The organism is Noviherbaspirillum saxi (genome assembly GCF_003591035.1).
Classification (GTDB): domain Bacteria; phylum Pseudomonadota; class Gammaproteobacteria; order Burkholderiales; family Burkholderiaceae_D; genus Noviherbaspirillum; species Noviherbaspirillum saxi.
The window spans coordinates 3,302,060-3,320,317 of sequence record NZ_QYUO01000001.1; the positions used below are offsets into that span (position 1 = coordinate 3,302,060).

13 protein-coding genes are annotated in these 18,258 nt (G+C 59.1%); 6 read left to right on the forward strand and 7 right to left on the reverse strand.

The genetic code is table 11. The annotated features are described in order from the left end of the window. Positions 1–122: 122 nt before the first annotated feature. Together D3871_RS15675 and D3871_RS15680 are read right to left on the reverse strand one after the other, a co-directional pair. Positions 123–3,047 (reverse strand): sensor domain-containing protein, encoded by a 2,925-nt coding sequence (locus D3871_RS15675; RefSeq protein WP_158597943.1) that lies wholly within the window; start codon positions 3,045–3,047, stop codon positions 123–125. A gap of 126 nt (positions 3,048–3,173) precedes the next feature. After that, on the reverse strand, positions 3,174–3,470 hold the full coding sequence (locus tag D3871_RS15680; protein ID WP_420799650.1) for an ANTAR domain-containing protein: 297 nt from the start codon (positions 3,468–3,470) through the stop codon (positions 3,174–3,176). Positions 3,471–3,709: 239 nt separating this feature from the next. On the opposite strand from D3871_RS15680, the gene D3871_RS15685 reads away from it, so the two are divergent. Beyond that, positions 3,710–4,741 carry a GGDEF domain-containing protein gene (locus D3871_RS15685; protein WP_119769745.1) on the forward strand — a complete coding sequence of 344 codons (1,032 nt, stop codon included), beginning with the start codon at positions 3,710–3,712 and terminating at the stop codon, positions 4,739–4,741. Between the two features lie 65 nt (positions 4,742–4,806). On the opposite strand, the gene D3871_RS15690 is transcribed toward D3871_RS15685, so the two are convergent. After that, positions 4,807–5,439, reverse strand: a complete 633-nt coding sequence (locus D3871_RS15690; protein WP_119769746.1) for a LysE family translocator — start codon at positions 5,437–5,439, stop codon at positions 4,807–4,809. Between the two features lie 150 nt (positions 5,440–5,589). On the opposite strand from D3871_RS15690, the gene D3871_RS15695 reads away from it, so the two are divergent. From D3871_RS15695 to D3871_RS15705, 3 genes are all read left to right on the forward strand, one after another. After that, positions 5,590–6,036, forward strand: coding sequence for an Lrp/AsnC family transcriptional regulator (locus D3871_RS15695; RefSeq protein ID WP_119769747.1), 447 nt, complete (start codon positions 5,590–5,592; stop codon positions 6,034–6,036). Positions 6,037–6,069: 33 nt separating this feature from the next. Continuing rightward, positions 6,070–7,005: a LysR substrate-binding domain-containing protein gene (locus tag D3871_RS15700; protein ID WP_119769748.1), complete on the forward strand. Its 936-nt coding sequence runs from the start codon at positions 6,070–6,072 to the stop codon at positions 7,003–7,005. A 219-nt stretch (positions 7,006–7,224) separates the two neighbouring features. Beyond that, positions 7,225–10,785, forward strand: coding sequence for an indolepyruvate ferredoxin oxidoreductase family protein (locus D3871_RS15705; protein ID WP_119769749.1), 3,561 nt, complete (start codon positions 7,225–7,227; stop codon positions 10,783–10,785). 63 nt (positions 10,786–10,848) lie between these two features. On the opposite strand, the gene D3871_RS15710 is transcribed toward D3871_RS15705, so the two are convergent. Then, positions 10,849–11,505, reverse strand: a complete 657-nt coding sequence (locus tag D3871_RS15710) for a Crp/Fnr family transcriptional regulator (protein WP_119770106.1) — start codon at positions 11,503–11,505, stop codon at positions 10,849–10,851. A gap of 242 nt (positions 11,506–11,747) precedes the next feature. Here D3871_RS15710 and rarD point away from each other — a divergent pair, with 242 nt between their 5' ends. Continuing rightward, positions 11,748–12,632, forward strand: a complete 885-nt coding sequence (rarD, locus tag D3871_RS15715; protein ID WP_119770107.1) for an EamA family transporter RarD — start codon at positions 11,748–11,750, stop codon at positions 12,630–12,632. Between the two features lie 26 nt (positions 12,633–12,658). On the opposite strand, the gene D3871_RS15720 is transcribed toward rarD, so the two are convergent. After that, positions 12,659–14,536, reverse strand: a complete 1,878-nt coding sequence (locus D3871_RS15720; protein WP_119769750.1) for a potassium transporter Kup — start codon at positions 14,534–14,536, stop codon at positions 12,659–12,661. Positions 14,537–14,806: 270 nt separating this feature from the next. Between D3871_RS15720 and ettA the strand changes: the two genes are divergently transcribed. Next, the gene (gene ettA / locus D3871_RS15725) at positions 14,807–16,474 is read left to right on the forward strand and encodes an energy-dependent translational throttle protein EttA (protein ID WP_119769751.1); all 1,668 of its coding nucleotides are present in this window, start codon (positions 14,807–14,809) and stop codon (positions 16,472–16,474) included. A 136-nt stretch (positions 16,475–16,610) separates the two neighbouring features. Here the strand turns inward: ettA and D3871_RS15730 are convergent, their stop codons facing one another. Both D3871_RS15730 and D3871_RS15735 read right to left on the reverse strand, forming a co-directional pair. After that, on the reverse strand, positions 16,611–17,438 hold the full coding sequence (locus D3871_RS15730) for a DUF4198 domain-containing protein (RefSeq protein WP_119769752.1): 828 nt from the start codon (positions 17,436–17,438) through the stop codon (positions 16,611–16,613). A gap of 103 nt (positions 17,439–17,541) precedes the next feature. Next, complete coding sequence (locus D3871_RS15735) at positions 17,542–18,243, reverse strand: class I SAM-dependent methyltransferase (RefSeq protein WP_119769753.1); 702 nt, start codon at positions 18,241–18,243, stop codon at positions 17,542–17,544. Between the last annotated feature and the right edge of the window lie 15 nt (positions 18,244–18,258).

Below are 18,258 nucleotides of genomic sequence, written 5' to 3' on the forward strand. Positions count from 1 at the left end.
AAGAGACCGGAAGAGTATAGCGATCACTTGCGTCGGGCGCACAGGTTCCGGTTTATGCATGCGGCGACAGCATGCTGTGCGCAGCTGCAGCACCATACAACCTGGTGAATTGTTAACAGGTCCTAATGCAAGTCCTTGGAGGCCAGGACTTCATGCGTTCCCGGAACCCGATTCACGCGCGACCAGCTGCCGTTGAGCATCAGCTCTTCAAACTCGTGCGCCGGCACCGGCGGACTGAAGATGAATCCCTGCGCGCCGGTGCAATCGCGCGCCTTCAGATAGGCGAGCTGTTCAGCGGTTTCGACGCCGCCCGCCACCACCCTGATGCCCAGATTGTGGGCAAGGCTGATGATGGCCGAGGTGATCGCGGAATCTTCGCGCCGGTGCGGTATGTGCTGGACGAAGGCCTTGTCGATCTTCAGTGCATCGATCCCGAAATCCTTGAAATCGATCAGCGCAGTCGCCCCGGTCCCGAAATTGTCTATCGTCAGGCGGATGCCCAATGCCCGCAGGTTCGACAGTTGTTCCTTGATTTCGGGGTGCTTGGCCAGCATCGCTTCCGGCACTTCCAGTTCCAGGCTGGATGGCATCATGCCTTCGTCTTCCAGAATGAAGGGAATCATCGCGACGAATTTCGGATCGTTGAATTGCCGCGCCGAGCAATTGACCGACAGGCGCAAATCGCTCAAGCCCCGCGCCTGCCAGCGTCGCACCTGGTGGCAGGCTTCGCGCAGCGCCCACTCGCCGATCTCGACGATCAGTCCGCTCTGCTCGGCGATTTCCAGGAATTCGCCGGGCAGTACGGTTTCCAGCTCGGTCGCATTCCAGCGCAACAGGGCTTCGACGGTGGCGATTTTCCAGCTGCTGAGATCGACCAATGGCTGATAGTACAACTCGAATTGATGATTTTTCAAGGCGCCGCGCAGCGCGGCTTCGCGATCTTTTTTCCAGGTCTGTTCGGAGAACAGGTCGGAGGTATAGAGCTGAAAATTATGCCGGCCGAAATTCTTTGCGCGGTACAGCGCCAGGTCTGCACGTTTGAGCAATTCGACCGAATTCTTGCCATCCTTCGGAAACACGCACAGGCCGATGCTGGTGCCGCTGATGACTTGCTGGCCGTCGAGCTCATAGGGACGTGCGAGTTCCAGCACCAGCTTGCGCGCCAGCGTCTCGGACGCATCCGGCTGCGACACATCGGTTTGAATAATGACGAATTCGTCTCCGCCGAGCCGCGCGATGAAATCGGACTCGCGAATCGATGAACGAATCCGCAATGCCACTTCCTTGAGCAAGAGGTCGCCGGTATGGTGGCCGAAGGTATCGTTGACGTATTTGAAACGGTCGAGATCGAGCAGCAGCAAGGCCAGCGGCATCCCGTTCCGTTGGGACAGCGCGAGTGCCTGATGCAACTGGTTGCTGAAATAGACGCGGTTGGGCAGGCCGGTCAGCGCATCATGGTTGGCAAGGAAGTGGGTCTGCTCTTCAGCCAGGCGCTGCGTGGTCTGGTCGCGCAGGATCTTGACATAGCCGCGCACCAACCCATCGGTACTGCGCAGCGGCGTGACGGCGCCGGTCGCCCAGAAGCGGTTGCCGTCCTTGCGCCGGTGCCAGCGGTTGGCGTCGGAACGGCCGCGGACGCGCGCTTCTTCCAGTTCGCGCATCGGTTCGCCTACGGTGCGATCCTCCTTGGTGAACAGACACTCCATATGCTGGCCGATCGCCTCCTGCACCGGGTAGCCAAAAATATGACTGGCACCGGAGTTCCAACTGAGGATGCGCCCCTCGATATCGATCATCATGATCGCGTGGTCGGTCGACGCCTCCACCAGCAGGCGAAAGTCCTGCTGCGACTGCTTCAACGCGCGCTCGACCTCCACCTGCTGGGTGATATCGGCATTGGTTTCGAGATAGCGCGACGGCTGATCGGCGTGAAATTCGAGCGCCCATTGGCTGAACACGATGATTTCGCGGCCATCCTTGGCGACGTGGATCACCTGCCCTTCCCAATAGTGCTCGCGCTGTACGATCGCACGAATCTCGTCCAGTGGAATCGGAAAGCGCGTGCGCAGCAGCACATGACTGACCTGGCCGATCGCCTCGTCGCGGCAATACTGGTAAAGCTTTTCCGCGCTCTGGTTCCAGTAAGTGATCACATCCTCGGTCGTTCGCGCCAGGATCGCATCGCGTGCCAGATCAAGCAGACTGGCCTGTTCCTGCAGCAGGCGCGACTGACGCGCCGTATCTACCGCGCGCCGCCGCAGCTCGGTAATGTCGTGGAAAACCGCGACGCCGCCCACCAGCGCGCCCTGGCTGTCGAGCAGCGGTCGGGCGTTAGCGCTCACCCACACACCGGCGGCATCGCTTCCACCCGGAATGAATGCCAGCAAACCATCCACGTGTTCACCCCGCAGTGCGCGCGGGATCGGACGTTCCTGATACGTATAGATGCTTATCTGATCGGGCCGGTACAAGGTGATGGCGTCGAGCGATTTTCCTTGGCTCAGTTCGGTGCCGTCGATACCGAACAACTGTTGGGCGGCTGGATTGACCATGATAAGGCGTTCGGACAAGTCTGCCACGACCACGGCGCCCGCCATACTGTTGAGCACAGACATCGTGATGGTGGCTTGCCGGTGCAATTCCTCTTCCAGCCCCTTGCGCTGGGAGATGTCCCGTAACGACGCGAAGAAGATCACCCGGTTCGGCGTCTCCATCGATGTCACCGTCAACTCGACAGGAATTTCGCTGCCATCCTTGCAGCGCGCCGGCATTTCCACGCGCCGGTTCAGTATCCGCGAGGCACCTCCGTCCAGATAGCGCTTCAGGCCCGCATCATGGCTGGCCCGAAAGCGTTCCGGAATAATGGTCTGGGTCAGCGGGCGCCCGACGGCTTCCTGTCTGGTCCAGCCAAAGATTTCCTCGGCATGGTCGCTCCACTCCAGAATGCGGCTGTCTCTATCGATAGCGATAAAAGCGTCGAGCGAATGGTCGATGATGAGCCGGTAGAGTTCGTCTGCCTGGCTTGCATCCTGGAACAAACTTTTCATTGAATTGGTCGGGATCGGCGCAGTACGCATCCTGATCTGACCATGGCTTGCGCCGGCGGGTTCGCGGCATCTGCAGCATCGGTGAGAATCCGCAATTTCCCGCCCGCAAAGAGGTTCAAACCACACTCATCCTTTTGGGCGGCCGCGCTCCGCAAATGCCTGCTTGAACGCATTCAGGGTTTCTTCGGCTTTCAGCAGGTCTTCCGCGATCTCATTGATCTTGCGTCGGCGCGAACGGGCGTGGTCGCGCAAGACGTCGAATGCAGTGTCACGGTCGCTCTGGAACCGTGCCATCAGCAGCCCGACCGCCATGCTGATCTCGCGTCCGGCGGCCAGCGCGACCCGCCTTCGGCAAGCATTGCAAATCGCCCTACACCGGCAAGGCACTGCTGTTTTCGCCGGGATACCACACTGCAACGACATAAATACGACAGGCGTCTACACTTTTGCCGATTCGGGATAGAATAGCCGCAAGCTGTTACCCACAATAACTAAAAGTATGGACTGGTTTCCACGCTGCAGTGCAGTAGGCAACCGCTTCGAAAATATCGCTACTGCTCACAAGAATCAGGACCATCCGCTTTCATGCTGAACCCATTCTGCGCAAAAGGCCGGCAGCACCTGGTTCACTATCCTCTCTCCGGACAACCAGGATCTTGACCATGGAAGCGCTGCTCAAGCACCTGGTGGACATCACCTGTCAACGCGACCATACCTTGCTCGACAGTTCCATCGTGTCGGCATTGCATGAACTGGTGGGGGCTTCCCAGGTCTGCGTGCATGAGCTATTCCGTTTTCGCGATGAATTGTATGTCCGCCCGCGAGTGGGCATGCAGGATGGCAAAATTGTAGCTATGGAAGAGTCGCCGGATAACAACGGAGAACCGATCTCCCGCTATCCGGCACTGCTGGCAGCCATCAAGCAGCGCAAGACCTGCATGGAAGAGATGACGGCAAACGGCGACCGCATCCTTTGGCTGCCGGTATGGCTGAATGACAAAGTCAGCACTTGCCTGAAAGTGAGCAACCCGACTCCGTATGGCAGCGGAACGCTGCCCATGATGGAAGGCATCCTTAGCGTCTACCGCAATTATCAAAACATCCTCGATTACAGCGAACGCGATTCGCTGACCGGCCTGTTGAACCGCAAGACCTTCGATGAAAAGTTTTCACGTCTGTTGTCCGCCAACACGCCGGAAAACTCGCTGCAAAACCAGGAAGAACGCCGGCATCAACCGGCCGAGGGCATCGGGCAATGGCTGGCGGTGGTCGATATCGACCATTTCAAGCGCGTCAACGACCAGTTCGGCCATTTGTACGGCGATGAAGTGCTGATTCTGGTCGCGAACTTGCTGCGCCAATCATTCCGCGCGCAAGATAGGGTGTTCCGCTTCGGCGGTGAAGAGTTCGTCGTATTGCTGCGTTCGACCACGCTGGAAGACGCCCGCAAGATTTTCGAGCGCTTCCGTGCGAATGTCGAACAGCACGACTTCCCCCAGGTCGGCAGGGTAACGGTCAGCCTGGGCTTTGCCAGTATTTCCACCGAATCTCCGGTAGTCATTCTCGGCCACGCCGATCAGGCGCTCTATTACGCCAAAGCCAACGGCCGCAACCGCGTCTGCTACTACGACGAACTGGTCAGCAGAGGCGAACTGCATTCCGAAGTCTCGAACGACACCGTCGAATTCTTTTGACGTTTCGTTGACATCTTGCGGCCGCGTCCGCCTTTCCACAGTTCGTCATCCGCTTCCAATGCTATTCAATGCGCCGCGCGCTTTACCGTCGCCATCAGCGCGCCCGCCAGCATCAGCAATGCACCGGCGGTGCGATTACTGGCTGTCACAAAGCGCGTGTTGGCGGTAAAGCGCTGCGTCTTGCTGCCCAGCCATGCGTACAAGCTATACGCGGCGGTATCGAGACCGATGCAGGTAATGCCGAAGATCAGCAATTGCCGGCCAACCGGCTGCGCCGGGTCGATGAACTGCGGCAGCAAGGCGACGAAATACAGCAAGGCCTTGGGATTGGACAACTCGACCACCATCGCCTGCCAGAATGCGCGCAAGCCGCCAGTGGCCTGGCTGGCGTCGCCGGTTACGGTCAAGGCGCTTGCCTTGCTGCGGATCGCAGAGATGCCCAGATAGAACAAGTAGACGACACCCACCCATTTGATGACGGAAAACAGCGTTGCGCTCGCCACGATCAGGGCCGCCACCCCGGTAGCCGACAAGGCGAAGTAAATGGCATTGCCGACCGCGATGCCGGCAATCGCCCAGTATGAACGCCGGAAGCCGTTCGACATGCCCTGCGCGACAACCAGCAATGCAGCTGGCCCGGGCGTCAGACAAACGACCGCCGTGGTGACAAAAAATATGAAAAAACTATCCCAGCTCATCTTGCTCTCCTATTAGTGGCTGTAGTGGGTGCGACATTCATCCGGTTTACGGATATCAAGTGTAGGTATCCAAAAGAACAGTTTGAATAGATAATTAAAGTTAAAAATGATGAATCACCTTGTCTTTAACTGAAATTCTATGGAATCACCATGAAGATTGATTTTGATGTAATGGATGGCCGTATCCTGGAGATCCTGCAAGCCGATGCGCGGATCACGCTTGCTGAAATCGGCCGACGCATCCATATGAGCCAGCCGGCCGTGGCCGAACGGGTAAGGCGCATGGAAGCTGCCGGCGTGATCACCGGTTACCATGCGCGGGTCAACCCGGCCGCGCTGGGTTATGGCATTACTGCATTCATCCGCGTCTCCAAGCGCAGCCATGAAACGCCGGTCGAAGTGGTCGCCGCCCAAGTGCCGCAGATTGTCGAATGCCACTCGATCACTGGCGACGACTGCAGCATCGTCAAGGTAGTCGCGACCTCGGTCGGTGAGCTGGAAAAGGTGATCGTCGAACTGACGCGCTGCGGCGTCACCTCGACCTCGCTGATCCTGTCTTCCTTCATCGAACGCAAGGCGATCAAACCGTCTGCCTAAAGCTCTAGCGAGAAACCCGGTTATCATCCGCCCATGGAACTCCGCCAACTCCGCTACTTCGTGGCAATCGTCGATCATGGCTCGTTGTCGCGCGCGGCACGGGTGCTGCATGTCGCCCAGCCGGCGCTGACCCAGCAGATCCAGCAGCTGGAAGACGAGCTGGCGGCGCAGCTGCTGCACCGCTCGGCGCAAGGCGTACTGGCGACCGATGCCGGCAAGACGTTTTACGAACACGCGCTGGCGATCCTGAAGCAGGTCGAGGATGCCCGTTCCGCGGTGGCGCAATCCGCCGACAAGCCGTCGGGAACGGTTGCGCTCGGCATTCCGCAAAGCGTTTCCAGCGCACTGGCCTTGCCGCTGCTCACGGCGGTCCGCCATACCTATCCGGAAATCTCACTGCAGCTGACCGAAGAATTGTCGGGCACCCTGATCGACCAACTTAAATCGGGCCGCATCAATCTCGCGGTCCTGTTCGACGACGGACAGCTCGGCGCCTTTGCCACCACGCCGCTGGTCGAAGAAGACATGATGTTCATCGCGCGCGCCGACTCGCGGTATGCGCCGGCCGGCACCAGCATTCCGCTCTCGCTGGCAGTCAAGGTGCCGCTGATCCTGCCCGGCCTGCAGCATGGCGTGCGGCCGAGGATAGAAAATTGCGTGCGTGCCGCCGGCCTGTCGGTCGACAACGTCATCGACATCAATTCGGTCGCGATCCTTAAATCCGCCTTGCTGGCCGATCTCGGCGCGACCATCTTGCCGGTCGCGCCGCTGCTGAGTGAAATCGAGCGCGGCCAGCTGATCGCGTATCCGATCGACGGCGTCCACATCTCGCGCACCGTGTCGCTTTGCTCGTCAAAGAACATTCCGCTCACGAATGCCGCAGCTGCGGTAAGAAAGCTGGTGCTTGCGGTGGCCAGAGATCTTTGCGACAGCGGTCAATGGACCAGCGCTCAGGCGCTCGGCGCTTAATGGGTATGATTTTGGGTATCATTTTTTCTTATACCCCCATCCGGATTCCATATTTGCATCTTCATTCGCCCCGCCCTACACTTGACTCCATAGCAAATTCACACCCGAAGTTGCTGTAGGGACCCGACAACGGTCCAGCGACATTGGCATGTCATCCGCCTTATCCGGCGGCCCAAATGCCAAGCGCAATCTGAAATCACCATTTTGGAGACGAATGTAATGCAAGCCGATACAGCAGTGGCCACTGCTGGGCTGACAGACGCCGCACCTGCCGGCGCTTCTGCTCTCGCCCCCGTCAAACTCGACGACAAATACATACTTACATCAGGGAAGATTTTCCTATCCGGCATACAGGCGCTGGTGCGTTTGCCTTTGATGCAGCGGCAGCGCGACCTTGCCGCCGGGCTCCATACCGCCGGTTTCATTTCCGGCTATCGCGGCTCGCCCTTGGGCGGACTCGATGAAACCCTGTGGAAGACGCAAAAGATCCTTGATGAAAACCACATCAAGTTCGTTCCCGGCGTCAACGAAGACCTGGCTGCGACCGCAGTCTGGGGTACCCAGCAAGTCGATCTGATCGGGCCGGCCAAATACGATGGCGTGTTTGCCATGTGGTATGGCAAGGGACCCGGCGTCGACCGCTGCGGCGATGTGTTCAAACACATGAACCATGCCGGGACCGCCAAGCATGGCGGCATCCTGCTGGTGGCCGGCGACGATCACGGCGCTTACTCGTCGACGCTGCCGCACCAGTCCGACCATATTTTTTCCGCCTGCATGATTCCGGTGCTGTATCCCTGCAATGTGCAGGAATACCTCGACCTCGGTTTGCATGCCTGGGCGATGTCGCGTTACTCCGGCTGCGCGGTCGGTTTCAAGGCGCTGGCCGATACCGTCGAATCGACCGCCTCGGTCGATGCCGATCCATTCCGGCTGCAGATCGCCTACCCGACCGACTTCATCATGCCCGAAGGCGGCCTGAATGCAAGGCTGTCGACCGACACGCTGGGCGTGCAGGCACGCAAGCAGGAAGCGCTGATGCAGGATTACAAGATCTACGCGGCCCTGGCCTATGCGCGCGCCAACAAGCTCAACCACACCACCATCGACAGCCCGCAGGCGCGGCTGGGGATCATCGCATCAGGCAAATCCTATCTCGACGTGCTGGAAGCGATGGAAGAACTCGGCATCAATGAAAAGATGGCGGCGGAAATCGGCATCCGGCTGTTCAAGGTCGCAATGCCGTGGCCGCTGGAGCCGGACAGCGTGCGCGAATTCGCGCAAGGCCTGGATGAAATTCTGGTGGTCGAGGAAAAGCGCCAGATCGTTGAATATCAGTTGAAAGAACAGTTGTACAACTGGCGCGACGATGTGCGTCCGCGCGTGATCGGCAAGTTCGATGAAAAGGGCGAATGGGTGCACCCACGCGGCGAATGGCTGCTGACCTCGAAAGCCGACTTTTCGGTGGCCCAGATTGCGCGCGTGATTTCAAGCCGCATCGCGCGTTTCCATACCAGCGATCTGATCAAGGCCCGCCTGGCCTTCCTCGAAGCGAAGGACCAGGTGCTGACCAAGGCCGTCAACACGCCACCGCGCCCCGCGTATTACTGCTCGGGCTGCCCGCACAATACCTCGACCAAGGTACCGGAAGGCAGCTTCGCGTTGGCCGGCATCGGCTGCCATGTGATGGCCACGGCGATCTACCCCGAATTCAACAAGACCACCACCCATATGGGCGGCGAAGGCGCGCCATGGATCGGCCAGTCGGCGTTTTCCAAGGTGCCGCATGTATTTGCCAACCTGGGCGACGGCACCTATTTCCATTCCGGCTACCTGGCGATCCGCGCGGCGGTCGCGGCCAACGTCAACATCACTTACAAGATCCTGTACAACGATGCGGTTGCGATGACCGGCGGCCAGCCGGTCGACGGCATCACGTCGGTGCCGATGGTCGCCCAGCAGATGGCAGCCGAAGGCGTGAAGCGGATTGCGCTGGTGACCGAAGACCTGACCCGGTACAGCGACCGCTCGGAGTTGCCGGCCATCGTCACGCTGCATGATCGCAAAGACCTCGATGCGGTACAGCGCGAATTGCGCGAGCATGCGGGCGTGTCGGTGCTGATCTATGACCAAACCTGCGCGGCAGAAAAGCGGCGCCGTCGCAAGAAAGGCGAATACCCCGACCCGAACAAACGGCTGTTCATCAACGATGCGGTATGCGAAGGCTGCGGCGATTGCGGCGTGCAATCGAACTGTACCTCGATCCTGCCGCTGGAAACCGAATTCGGCCGCAAGCGCACGATCGACCAGTCGTCGTGCAACAAGGATTATTCCTGCGTCAAAGGCTTTTGCCCCAGCTTTGTCAGCGTCGAAGGCGGCACGCTGAAAAAATCGAAGACCGGCGCCGCGCAGCAGGATGATTTCGGCCCCTTGCCGGAACCGGCGCTGCCGGGCTGCGACGCGCCGTTCAACATCCTGTTGAATGGGATCGGCGGCACCGGCGTCATTACCATCGGCGCACTGATCGGCATGGCTGCGCATCTCGAAGGCAAGGGCGTCTCGGTGCTCGACATGACCGGCATGTCGCAAAAGAATGGTTCCGTCACTTCGCATATCCGCATCACACGCGTACCGGGCGCGATACGCGCGCAGCGCATTGCGACCGGCGAAGCCGACCTGATCCTCGGCTGCGACATGCTGACTACAGGTTCGCAGGATGCGATCTCGAAAATGCGCGCCGGTCGCACGCGCGCGGTCGTCAATACGCACCAGCAGCCGACTGGGCATTTTGCAAAGAAGCCCGACTGGCAATTCCCGTTCGAGGACGTGCAGGCGCTGATCAATGAATCGGTCGCCAACCGCGCCGACTATATCGATGCGACCCGACTGGCAACCGCGCTGATGGGTGATGCAATCGCAACCAACTTGTTCATGCTCGGCTTCGCGTATCAGAAAGGCGCGTTACCGGTGTCCGAAGCAGCGCTGCTGCGTGCGATCGAACTCAACGGCGTGGCGATCGACTCCAACAAGAAAAGCTTCCTGTGGGGCCGCCGCGCGGCGGTCGATCTGGCACGCGTCGAGGGCATTGCGGTGCCGGTCAAAACGGTCACGGTGCAACTGCCGCAAAGCCTCAACCACCTGGTCAAGCAGCGTGTCGCCTTCCTGACCGCTTATCAGGATGCAGCCTACGCAGCGCAATACGAGAAGCTGGTCAACAGCGTGCGCAACGCCGAAGCCCAATTCGGCAAGGGCGACAAGCTGTCGCGCGCCGTTGCGAAATCCTACTTCAAGCTGCTGGCTTACAAGGATGAATATGAAGTAGCCCGTCTCTACACCGATGGGCAGTTCGTCGACAAGCTGAAGCAACAGTTCGACGGCGACTTCACGCTCAAATTCCATCTTGCTCCGCCGCTGCTGGCCAAGAAGGATAGCAAGGGTCATCTGCTCAAGGCGCAATACGGGTCGTGGGTGTGGCAGGGCTTCCGTCTGCTTGCTAAGCTGAAGAAATTGCGCGGCACGCGGCTGGATGTATTTGGCTATACCGCGGAGCGCCGGATGGAACGGCAATTGATTGTCGAATACCACGACATGATTCTGTCGCTGCTCGATACCCTCAGCGCGGACAAGCTGGCACTGGCGGCCGATATCGCAGCCCTGCCAGAAAAAGTGCGCGGATTCGGCCATGTGAAGGAAGCGGCCGTTGCGCAGTATCAGGCCGAACGAAAGGCCATGCTGCACAAGTATGCGGCGCACCAGCCGGGATTGCCGCACGCGGCATGATCGATGAAAACGGCGGGCGTCACATGCCCGCCGTTTTTATTTGCGCTTATACCTGAATCGCGCTTATCCCTGAAAAGTACGCAAGCCGTCGAGGTCCAATACGACGATGGCACCATACTCGGCACGCACCAGCCCGGCCTGCTCCAGCACGCGGATCGCACCATTGACCCGCTGACGCGATGCACCGCACAGGTAACCAATCTCTTCCTGGGAAATTTTCAGCTGCGGGCTGATGCCGGGATTGAGGTGCGGATTGAACAGTGCTGCCAGACAGCGCGCAAGCCGCGCATTGGTATCAAGCATGCGGTCATACTCGACCAGCGAGATGAACATGCTGAGCCGCTCGTTCAACAGCGTCATCACAAAACGGTTGAAGCCGATGCTGCTGTCGAGCAGCGACTGAAAGGTAGCACGCGGCATTTCCGCCAGGCGGGTATCGCGCAATGCCACCACATCGTATTGCCTTGGCCCGGTCTTGAGCAGCGAACCTTCGCCGAACCAGGCGCCGCCCAGCACGCCGGTAAAGGTGATGGCCTTGCCTTCCGGCGAGACACTGCTCATTTTCAGCAAGCCGTCGATGGTGCCGATCCAGTGGTTCACCGGCTCGCCCTTGCGGCACACATAGCCGCCGGCCGGCACGAAGCGTTCGACCACGTCATGCTCGACTTGCGCCATTTGTTCGGCGGTCAGCGATTGCGCCCATGCAGCCTGACGAATCATGGTGATCAGGGAAACCGGGGGCGAAGTCATCGTTTGTGTAGTGGAAGCCATGCGGTCGATCATATAACGGTGGTGCTGCGCGTGCCAAGCGCGATCAGGAAAGCTGATCATATCGGCAATTGTCCATTCTTGCGCATGACTCGGGGCAGGCAACGCGGCCTCCGGCGATTGCTGACATAATGAGCAACGCTGCACCGTTGCGCCTGCCGCGCGACACGTCCTCTCCCTTCAACCATATCACCATGAATCCTGGAATACTATACGCCGCCACGGCCTATGCGTTGTGGGGCATTTTCCCGCTGTACTTCAAGGCTTTGCAGGAAGTGCCTGCTTTCGACATTCTTTTGCACCGGATGATGTGGTCGCTCGTCTTTGTCGTCGTGGTGCTGGGCTGGCGCCGGCAATGGGCGTGGCTGGGCGAGGTCATGCGGCGTCCCAAGGTGCTGGCCGGTTTTGCCGCCAGCGCCGTGCTCTTGTCGAGCAACTGGTTCATTTATATCTGGGCGGTCAACAATGGCAACGTGGTGGAAGCCAGCCTCGGCTATTTCATCAATCCGCTGTTCAATGTGCTGCTCGGCTCGCTATTCCTGCGCGAACGGTTGCGTCCGATGCAATGGACCGCGGTGGCGCTGGCGGCCTGCGGCGTCGCCTGGCTGACCTGGCATGGCGGACAACTCCCCTGGATCGCGCTGATGCTGGCGGCGACATTTGCCCTGTATGGTTTGCTGCGCAAGACGGCGTCGCTCGGCGCGCTGGAAGGCTTGACGCTGGAAACGCTGCTGCTGTTCCCGTTGGCATTCGGCTGCCTACTCTTTCTCGCCGCCCGGGGCCAGAACAGTTTTGCAGCGGCATCGACCGCTACCCAATGGCTATTGGCCGCCGCCGGACCGATCACCGCGATCCCGTTGCTGCTGTTTGCAGCCGGTGCGCGCCGCATACCGCTGTCGTTGCTGGGCCTGCTGCAATATATCGGTCCGACCATCCAGTTGCTGCTCGGCGTGTGGCTGTACCACGAACCGTTCAGCGGCGTACGGCTGGCCGGCTTTGCCTTGATCTGGGGCGCGCTCGCGGTGTATTCGCTGGAAGGCTTGTGGCAGGCATGGGGCCGCAGACCGACCAATGCCTGAGACAGGCCGTTGCCATTGAAGCGTGTTCAGATCGTGATCTGCGTGCCCAGTTCGATCACCCGATTCGGCGGCACCTGATAATAGTCGGCGGCGCCACGCGCATTGCGTGACATGCCGACGAATAAATGTTCGCGCCATGGCGCCATGCCACGGCCGGGACCATGGATTACGGTCTGGCGGGCGATGAAGTACGAGGTTTCCAGCGTTTCGAATGTCAAGTTGAATGCTTCGGCGGCTTCCAGTGCGAGCGGAATATTCGGCTCATCCTTGAAGCCATAATGCACATTGAGCTGATAGCATTCCTGTCCCAGCGCATGCACGCGTACCCGCTCCGAGTCGGGCACCCAGGGCACTTCATGGATGATCACGGTCAGGAAAATCACCCGTTCATGCAAAACCTTGTTGTGCGCAAGATTGTGCAGCATCGCATGCGGCACACCATCGGTTTCGCCGCGCAGGTAAATCGCCGTTCCCGGCACGCGCAACGGCGGCGCGACGAACAGCGACTCCAGGAAAGCTTCCAGCGGTATCGCATGCTTTTGCAAATTGTCGAATATCAGTTCGCGCCCATGCTTCCAGGTCAGCATCACGGTAAACAGCACCACGCCCAGCAACAGCGGGAACCAGCCGCCATGCAGAATCTTGAGCACATTCGAGGAAAACAGCGATACGTCGATCACCAGGAAAAAGCCCGTCGCGAAAAAGCACAACGGTAGGTTGTAATGCCAGCGATAGCGGATCACGAAGAAAGTCAGTACGGTGGTGACCAGCATGGTCGCCGTCACCGCGATGCCATAAGCCGCCGCAAGGTTGGTCGAAGAACCGAAGCCGATGACTGCAAGCAGCACAACCGCAAGCTGCAGCCAGTTCACCATCGGCAAATAGATCTGTCCCATTTCGGAGGCCGACGTATGCTCGACCCGCATGCGCGGCAGGAAGCCGAGTGCGATCGCCTGCTTGGTCATGGAAAACGTGCCCGAGATCGTCGCTTGCGATGCAATGACCGTCGCCACGGTCGACAGCGCCACCAGCGGATAAATGCTCCAGGGACCGAGTTGCTGGAAGAAGGGATTGTCGACCGCTTCGGGATGCGCAATCAGCAGCGCACCCTGGCCAAAATAATTGAGTGCCAGCCCGGGAAAGGCGACCAGGAACCAGGCCATGCGAATCGGTTTCGATCCGAAGTGCCCCATGTCGGCGTACAGCGCTTCGGCTCCGGTAAACGCCAGCACGACTGCGCCCAGCGCAATGAATGCCACCAATCCGTTCTGGCGCATGAAATCAAGCGCATGCAAGGGGTTCAACGCGGCAAGCACTGCCGGTTCGGCGATGATATTGATGATGCCCATGACCGCCAGCGCGGCGAACCAGACCACCATGACAGGACCGAACCATTTGCCGATACCGGCGGTTCCGCGCGCCTGCAACGCATACAGCCCCACCAGCACGATCACCGTAAGCGGCACGACGAAAGGCTGCAGCCCGGGTGCGGCGACTTGCAAGCCCTCGATTGCCGACAATACCGAAATCGCCGGCGTGATCACACTGTCGCCATAGAACAGTGTGGCACCGAACAAGCCCATCACCATCAATGGAAAATAAAAAGGCCCGGTCTTGCTGACCGAGGACAGCGCCAGCGCCATCAAGGCCATGATGCCGCCCTCTCCGCGGTTATTGGCGCGCAGCACCAGCGTCACGTATTTGAGCGAAACAATGATCGTCAATCCCCAGAAGATCAGGGAAACGATGCCGAGCACATTATCGAAAGTCAGCGGCAGACCATGCGCTTTCGAAAAGACTTCCTTCATTGTGTAGAGGGGACTGGTACCGATATCGCCGTAGACGATACCGACGGCAGCAAGGGTCAGGGATGCAAGACCGGATTTCTGATGGGATTCAGCCACGTGGTTTGAAATATTGTTATGGTGCAACGCACAATAAGCGGCACGTCAAAAAATGACAAGCGGTTTTTCAGGATGGCGGCGATGAACAAAGGCAGCGTTGAGCATGCTCAATTGCATTGCTGCATTGCCAATGGGATTTCGCAACGGTGCCGACAGTGCGCCCGCAATGGCCACCTTGATCGCATTGATGTGTCTGTTTCATGCCTGCCGTGGGCATCATCGGTTATGCTTGCGGTCTTCCCTTTTTTCGCATGACTCCCTGATATTTCTATGGCTCAATACGTCTACACCATGAACCGGGTGGGCAAGATCGTCCCGCCCAAGCGCCAGATCCTCAAAGATATTTCGCTCTCCTTTTTTCCGGGAGCCAAGATCGGCGTGCTCGGCCTGAATGGCTCGGGCAAGTCGACGCTGCTGAAAATCATGGCGGGTATTGACAAGGATATCGAAGGCGAAGCGATACCGATGCCAAACCTGAACATCGGCTACCTGCCGCAAGAGCCGCAGCTCGATCCCGAGCAAACCGTGCGTCAGGCGGTTGAGTCGGCGCTGGGCGAAGTCTTTGAAGCACAGGCCAAGCTGGATGCGGTGTATGCCGCCTATGCGGAACCGGATGCGGACTTCGATGCGCTCGCCGCCGAACAGGCGCGGCTGGAAGCGATCATCGCCGCCAGCGACGGCAACAACGTCAATCTGCAGCTCGAAATGGCAGCCGATGCGCTGCGCCTGCCGCCGTGGGACGCGAAGATCGGCGTCTTGTCCGGCGGCGAAAAGCGCCGCGTCGCGCTATGCCGGCTACTGCTGTCCAAGCCAGACATGCTATTGCTGGACGAGCCAACCAACCACCTGGATGCGGAATCGGTCGACTGGCTGGAGCAATTTCTGCAGCGCTTCCCCGGCACCGTGGTCGGCATCACCCACGACCGCTACTTCCTCGACAATGCCGCGGAATGGATCCTCGAACTCGACCGCGGCCATGGCATTCCCTGGAAAGGCAACTACAGTACTTGGCTGGAACAAAAAGGAGCCCGCCTGAAGCAGGAAGAAGCGACCGAATCGGCACGTCAGAAAACCATCGCCAAGGAACTGGAATGGGTGCGGCAAAATCCGAAAGGCCGCCAAGCCAAGAGCAAGGCGCGTCTGGCCCGCTTCAATGAATTGTCGGAACACGAATACCAGAAACGCAACGAAACCCAGGAAATCTTCATTCCAGTCGCCGAGCGGCTGGGCAATGAAGTGATCGAGTTCAAGAATGTCAGCAAGGCTTTCGGCGACCGCCTGCTGATCGACAACCTGAGCTTCAAGATTCCGGCTGGCGCGATTGTCGGTATCATCGGTCCGAACGGCGCCGGTAAATCGACACTGTTCAAGATGATCGCCGGCAAGGAACAGCCGGATAGCGGCGACCTGGTGATCGGACCGACAGTCCGCCTGTCACTGGTCGACCAGTCGCGCGAACAGCTGGAAAACAAGAAAACCGTATTCGAAGACGTCTCGAACGGTGCCGACCTGTTGACCGTGGGCCGCTTCGAAATGCCGTCGCGCGCCTATCTGGGCCGCTTCAACTTCAAGGGTGCGGATCAGCAAAAGATCGTCGGCAACCTGTCCGGCGGCGAACGCGGCCGCCTGCATCTGGCCAAGACCCTGCTGATGGGTGGTAACGTGCTGCTGCTGGACGAACCGTCCAATGACCTCGACGTCGAAACCCTGCGCGCACTCGAAGATGCGCTGCTCGAATTTGCCGGCAGCGTGATGGTGATCTCGCACGACCGCTGGTTCCTCGACCGGATCGCTACCCACATCCTTTCGTTCGAAGGCGATTCGCAAGTGGTGTTCTTTGACGGCAATTACCAGGAATACGAAGCGGACAAGCGCAAGCGCCTGGGCGAAGAAGGCGCAAAACCGAAGCGCGTACGCTACAAGCCGGTCACGCGGTAAGACGATGTGGGGTTGCAGTGAACGCTGGCTCGCCGCGGCCCTGTCATAAAAAATGCCTTGTAAATGCCTCGTTCAACGAGGCATTTTTTCGAGTACAAACTCCTACCTTTACAAACTTGATGATGCTTGAGCCGGCTCAACGGCCGGCCTTCCGCCCTGCCAATTCGAACGTCAAGTTGCCCCAGAAACTGTCCCAGTCGATATCCGGCGTATCGGTCACCGGCACCATGTGCACCACGCTGATCATCCAGGCGCCGGCATAAGGCAAACCGAAACTGACCTTGCCGTCCGCGCCGGTGCGCGCACGAATCATCAGCGTCTGTCCATTGCGCTGATGCCATGCCTTGACCAGCGCATTGGGGAGCGGCTTGCTGTCAAAGAATAGCGTCAAGCCTAGTGTATCGCCGGCGGCTTTCGCGAGCGGATCGGAAGTCGGGACGATTTCCAGCCGCTGTCCGGTCAGCGCAGCAAAGCTGCCATCGGACTTGCCGCCGACCCGCAACAGCGTCTTCACATGACGGCGGTACCGTTCCCGCCCCGGAGCAGTCGCGTTGCCGGCACTCTCGCGCTGGGCGATGATGGCGTCCAGACCTTCTTCATGCAGGTAAGCATGGAACTTGTCGGCGGATAGCGTGATTTCGTTCGGATTGCCGTCGAACGCAAGCATATAGGTGCCGGAATTGGGAAACACCATTTGCAGTTCCGGCAACGGAGTTTCGGGCGGCAACTGAGTAACCAGGTCACGTGGCTTGCCCTTCGAATACAGCAGCAAGGCAGCGCTCTGCGTCGCGGCAAATGGAATCAGGTCGCCGCTGAAATATTCGCCGACATGCAAGGTCATTGCAACCGGTGCACCGACTGCCGGCGAAAAAGGCTTTGCCATCATCCAGAATTCGTGCGCGGCTGCCGGCAATGAGGCCAGCACCGCAAAGGCAGCGCACATGGCGCGCAGACTATTGTTCATCTTCACTGTATAGGTAGTCGGTACGATAGCGGCTGATCCATGATGGACGATACCATCATGCAATTCTACGCAAGCCGGCGTCGCACAGATTCAAATCGGCAGGTCAGGCATCTTCGGGCTTGCGGATCATCAGGAAGAAATGGGCTTTGACACCGAACACGCGCTTGTGCCCGACATCATGCGGCGGTGCGCCGGGAAGCATTTCGGCAAAGCGATACAGCGCCGGCGCATCAACCAGATTGAGCACCGATTCAGATGACCAGTCGCGATGGCCGGTGTGCGCAAGAATGCCGCGCCACCATGACGCAGGCAGCAAATGCAGCAACGGTATCCCGGTATTGAATTCGATGGGATGGCGGCGGTTGGAAGTCGACACGAAAACACCTTTGCGGGCGACGCGGTACAGTTCCTTGATCAGTGCGAGCTGGTGCACATTGCCGCCGACATGCTCGATCACTTCATTGCAGGCAACCCAGTCAAATGCACGGTCGGAAAACGGCAGGTGCGCTTGCTCCTGCCTGGATATGCGCATCGTCTGCCGCTGCGCATCGCCGGTCTGCGGCGGTTCGATCTGGTAAGACAGCATGCGCGCCCGTTCCTTCTGGTCGCTCCAGGAATTCAGGTAGTCGGGCTTTTCGAACAGGGCGGCGGGCATCATGCCGATATTGAGGGTGGTGTCATTCGGATTGCCTTTCTTGAATTCCATGAAGGCATCGAATATTTTTCGGCGCTGTGACTCCAGTATCCTGTCAACCACGCCGCTCGCCGGTGCGGCGCTGTATCGCGCATTGATTGCGTTCTTCATCTGATCTCCCGAAAT

What these genes read in the sequence shown, in the direction of transcription:
- D3871_RS15675 (WP_158597943.1), bottom strand. Translation starts at nt 3,047, where the DNA reads ATGAAAAGTTTGTTCCAGGATGCAAGCCAGGCAGACGAACTCTACCGG.
- D3871_RS15680 (WP_420799650.1), bottom strand. Translation starts at nt 3,470, where the DNA reads ATGTCGTTGCAGTGTGGTATCCCGGCGAAAACAGCAGTGCCTTGCCGG.
- D3871_RS15685 (WP_119769745.1), top strand. Translation starts at nt 3,710, where the DNA reads ATGGAAGCGCTGCTCAAGCACCTGGTGGACATCACCTGTCAACGCGAC.
- D3871_RS15690 (WP_119769746.1), bottom strand. Translation starts at nt 5,439, where the DNA reads ATGAGCTGGGATAGTTTTTTCATATTTTTTGTCACCACGGCGGTCGTT.
- D3871_RS15695 (WP_119769747.1), top strand. Translation starts at nt 5,590, where the DNA reads ATGAAGATTGATTTTGATGTAATGGATGGCCGTATCCTGGAGATCCTG.
- D3871_RS15700 (WP_119769748.1), top strand. Translation starts at nt 6,070, where the DNA reads ATGGAACTCCGCCAACTCCGCTACTTCGTGGCAATCGTCGATCATGGC.
- D3871_RS15705 (WP_119769749.1), top strand. Translation starts at nt 7,225, where the DNA reads ATGCAAGCCGATACAGCAGTGGCCACTGCTGGGCTGACAGACGCCGCA.
- D3871_RS15710 (WP_119770106.1), bottom strand. Translation starts at nt 11,505, where the DNA reads ATGATTCGTCAGGCTGCATGGGCGCAATCGCTGACCGCCGAACAAATG.
- rarD (WP_119770107.1), top strand. Translation starts at nt 11,748, where the DNA reads ATGAATCCTGGAATACTATACGCCGCCACGGCCTATGCGTTGTGGGGC.
- ettA (WP_119769751.1), top strand. Translation starts at nt 14,807, where the DNA reads ATGGCTCAATACGTCTACACCATGAACCGGGTGGGCAAGATCGTCCCG.
- D3871_RS15730 (WP_119769752.1), bottom strand. Translation starts at nt 17,438, where the DNA reads ATGAACAATAGTCTGCGCGCCATGTGCGCTGCCTTTGCGGTGCTGGCC.
- D3871_RS15735 (WP_119769753.1), bottom strand. Translation starts at nt 18,243, where the DNA reads ATGAAGAACGCAATCAATGCGCGATACAGCGCCGCACCGGCGAGCGGC.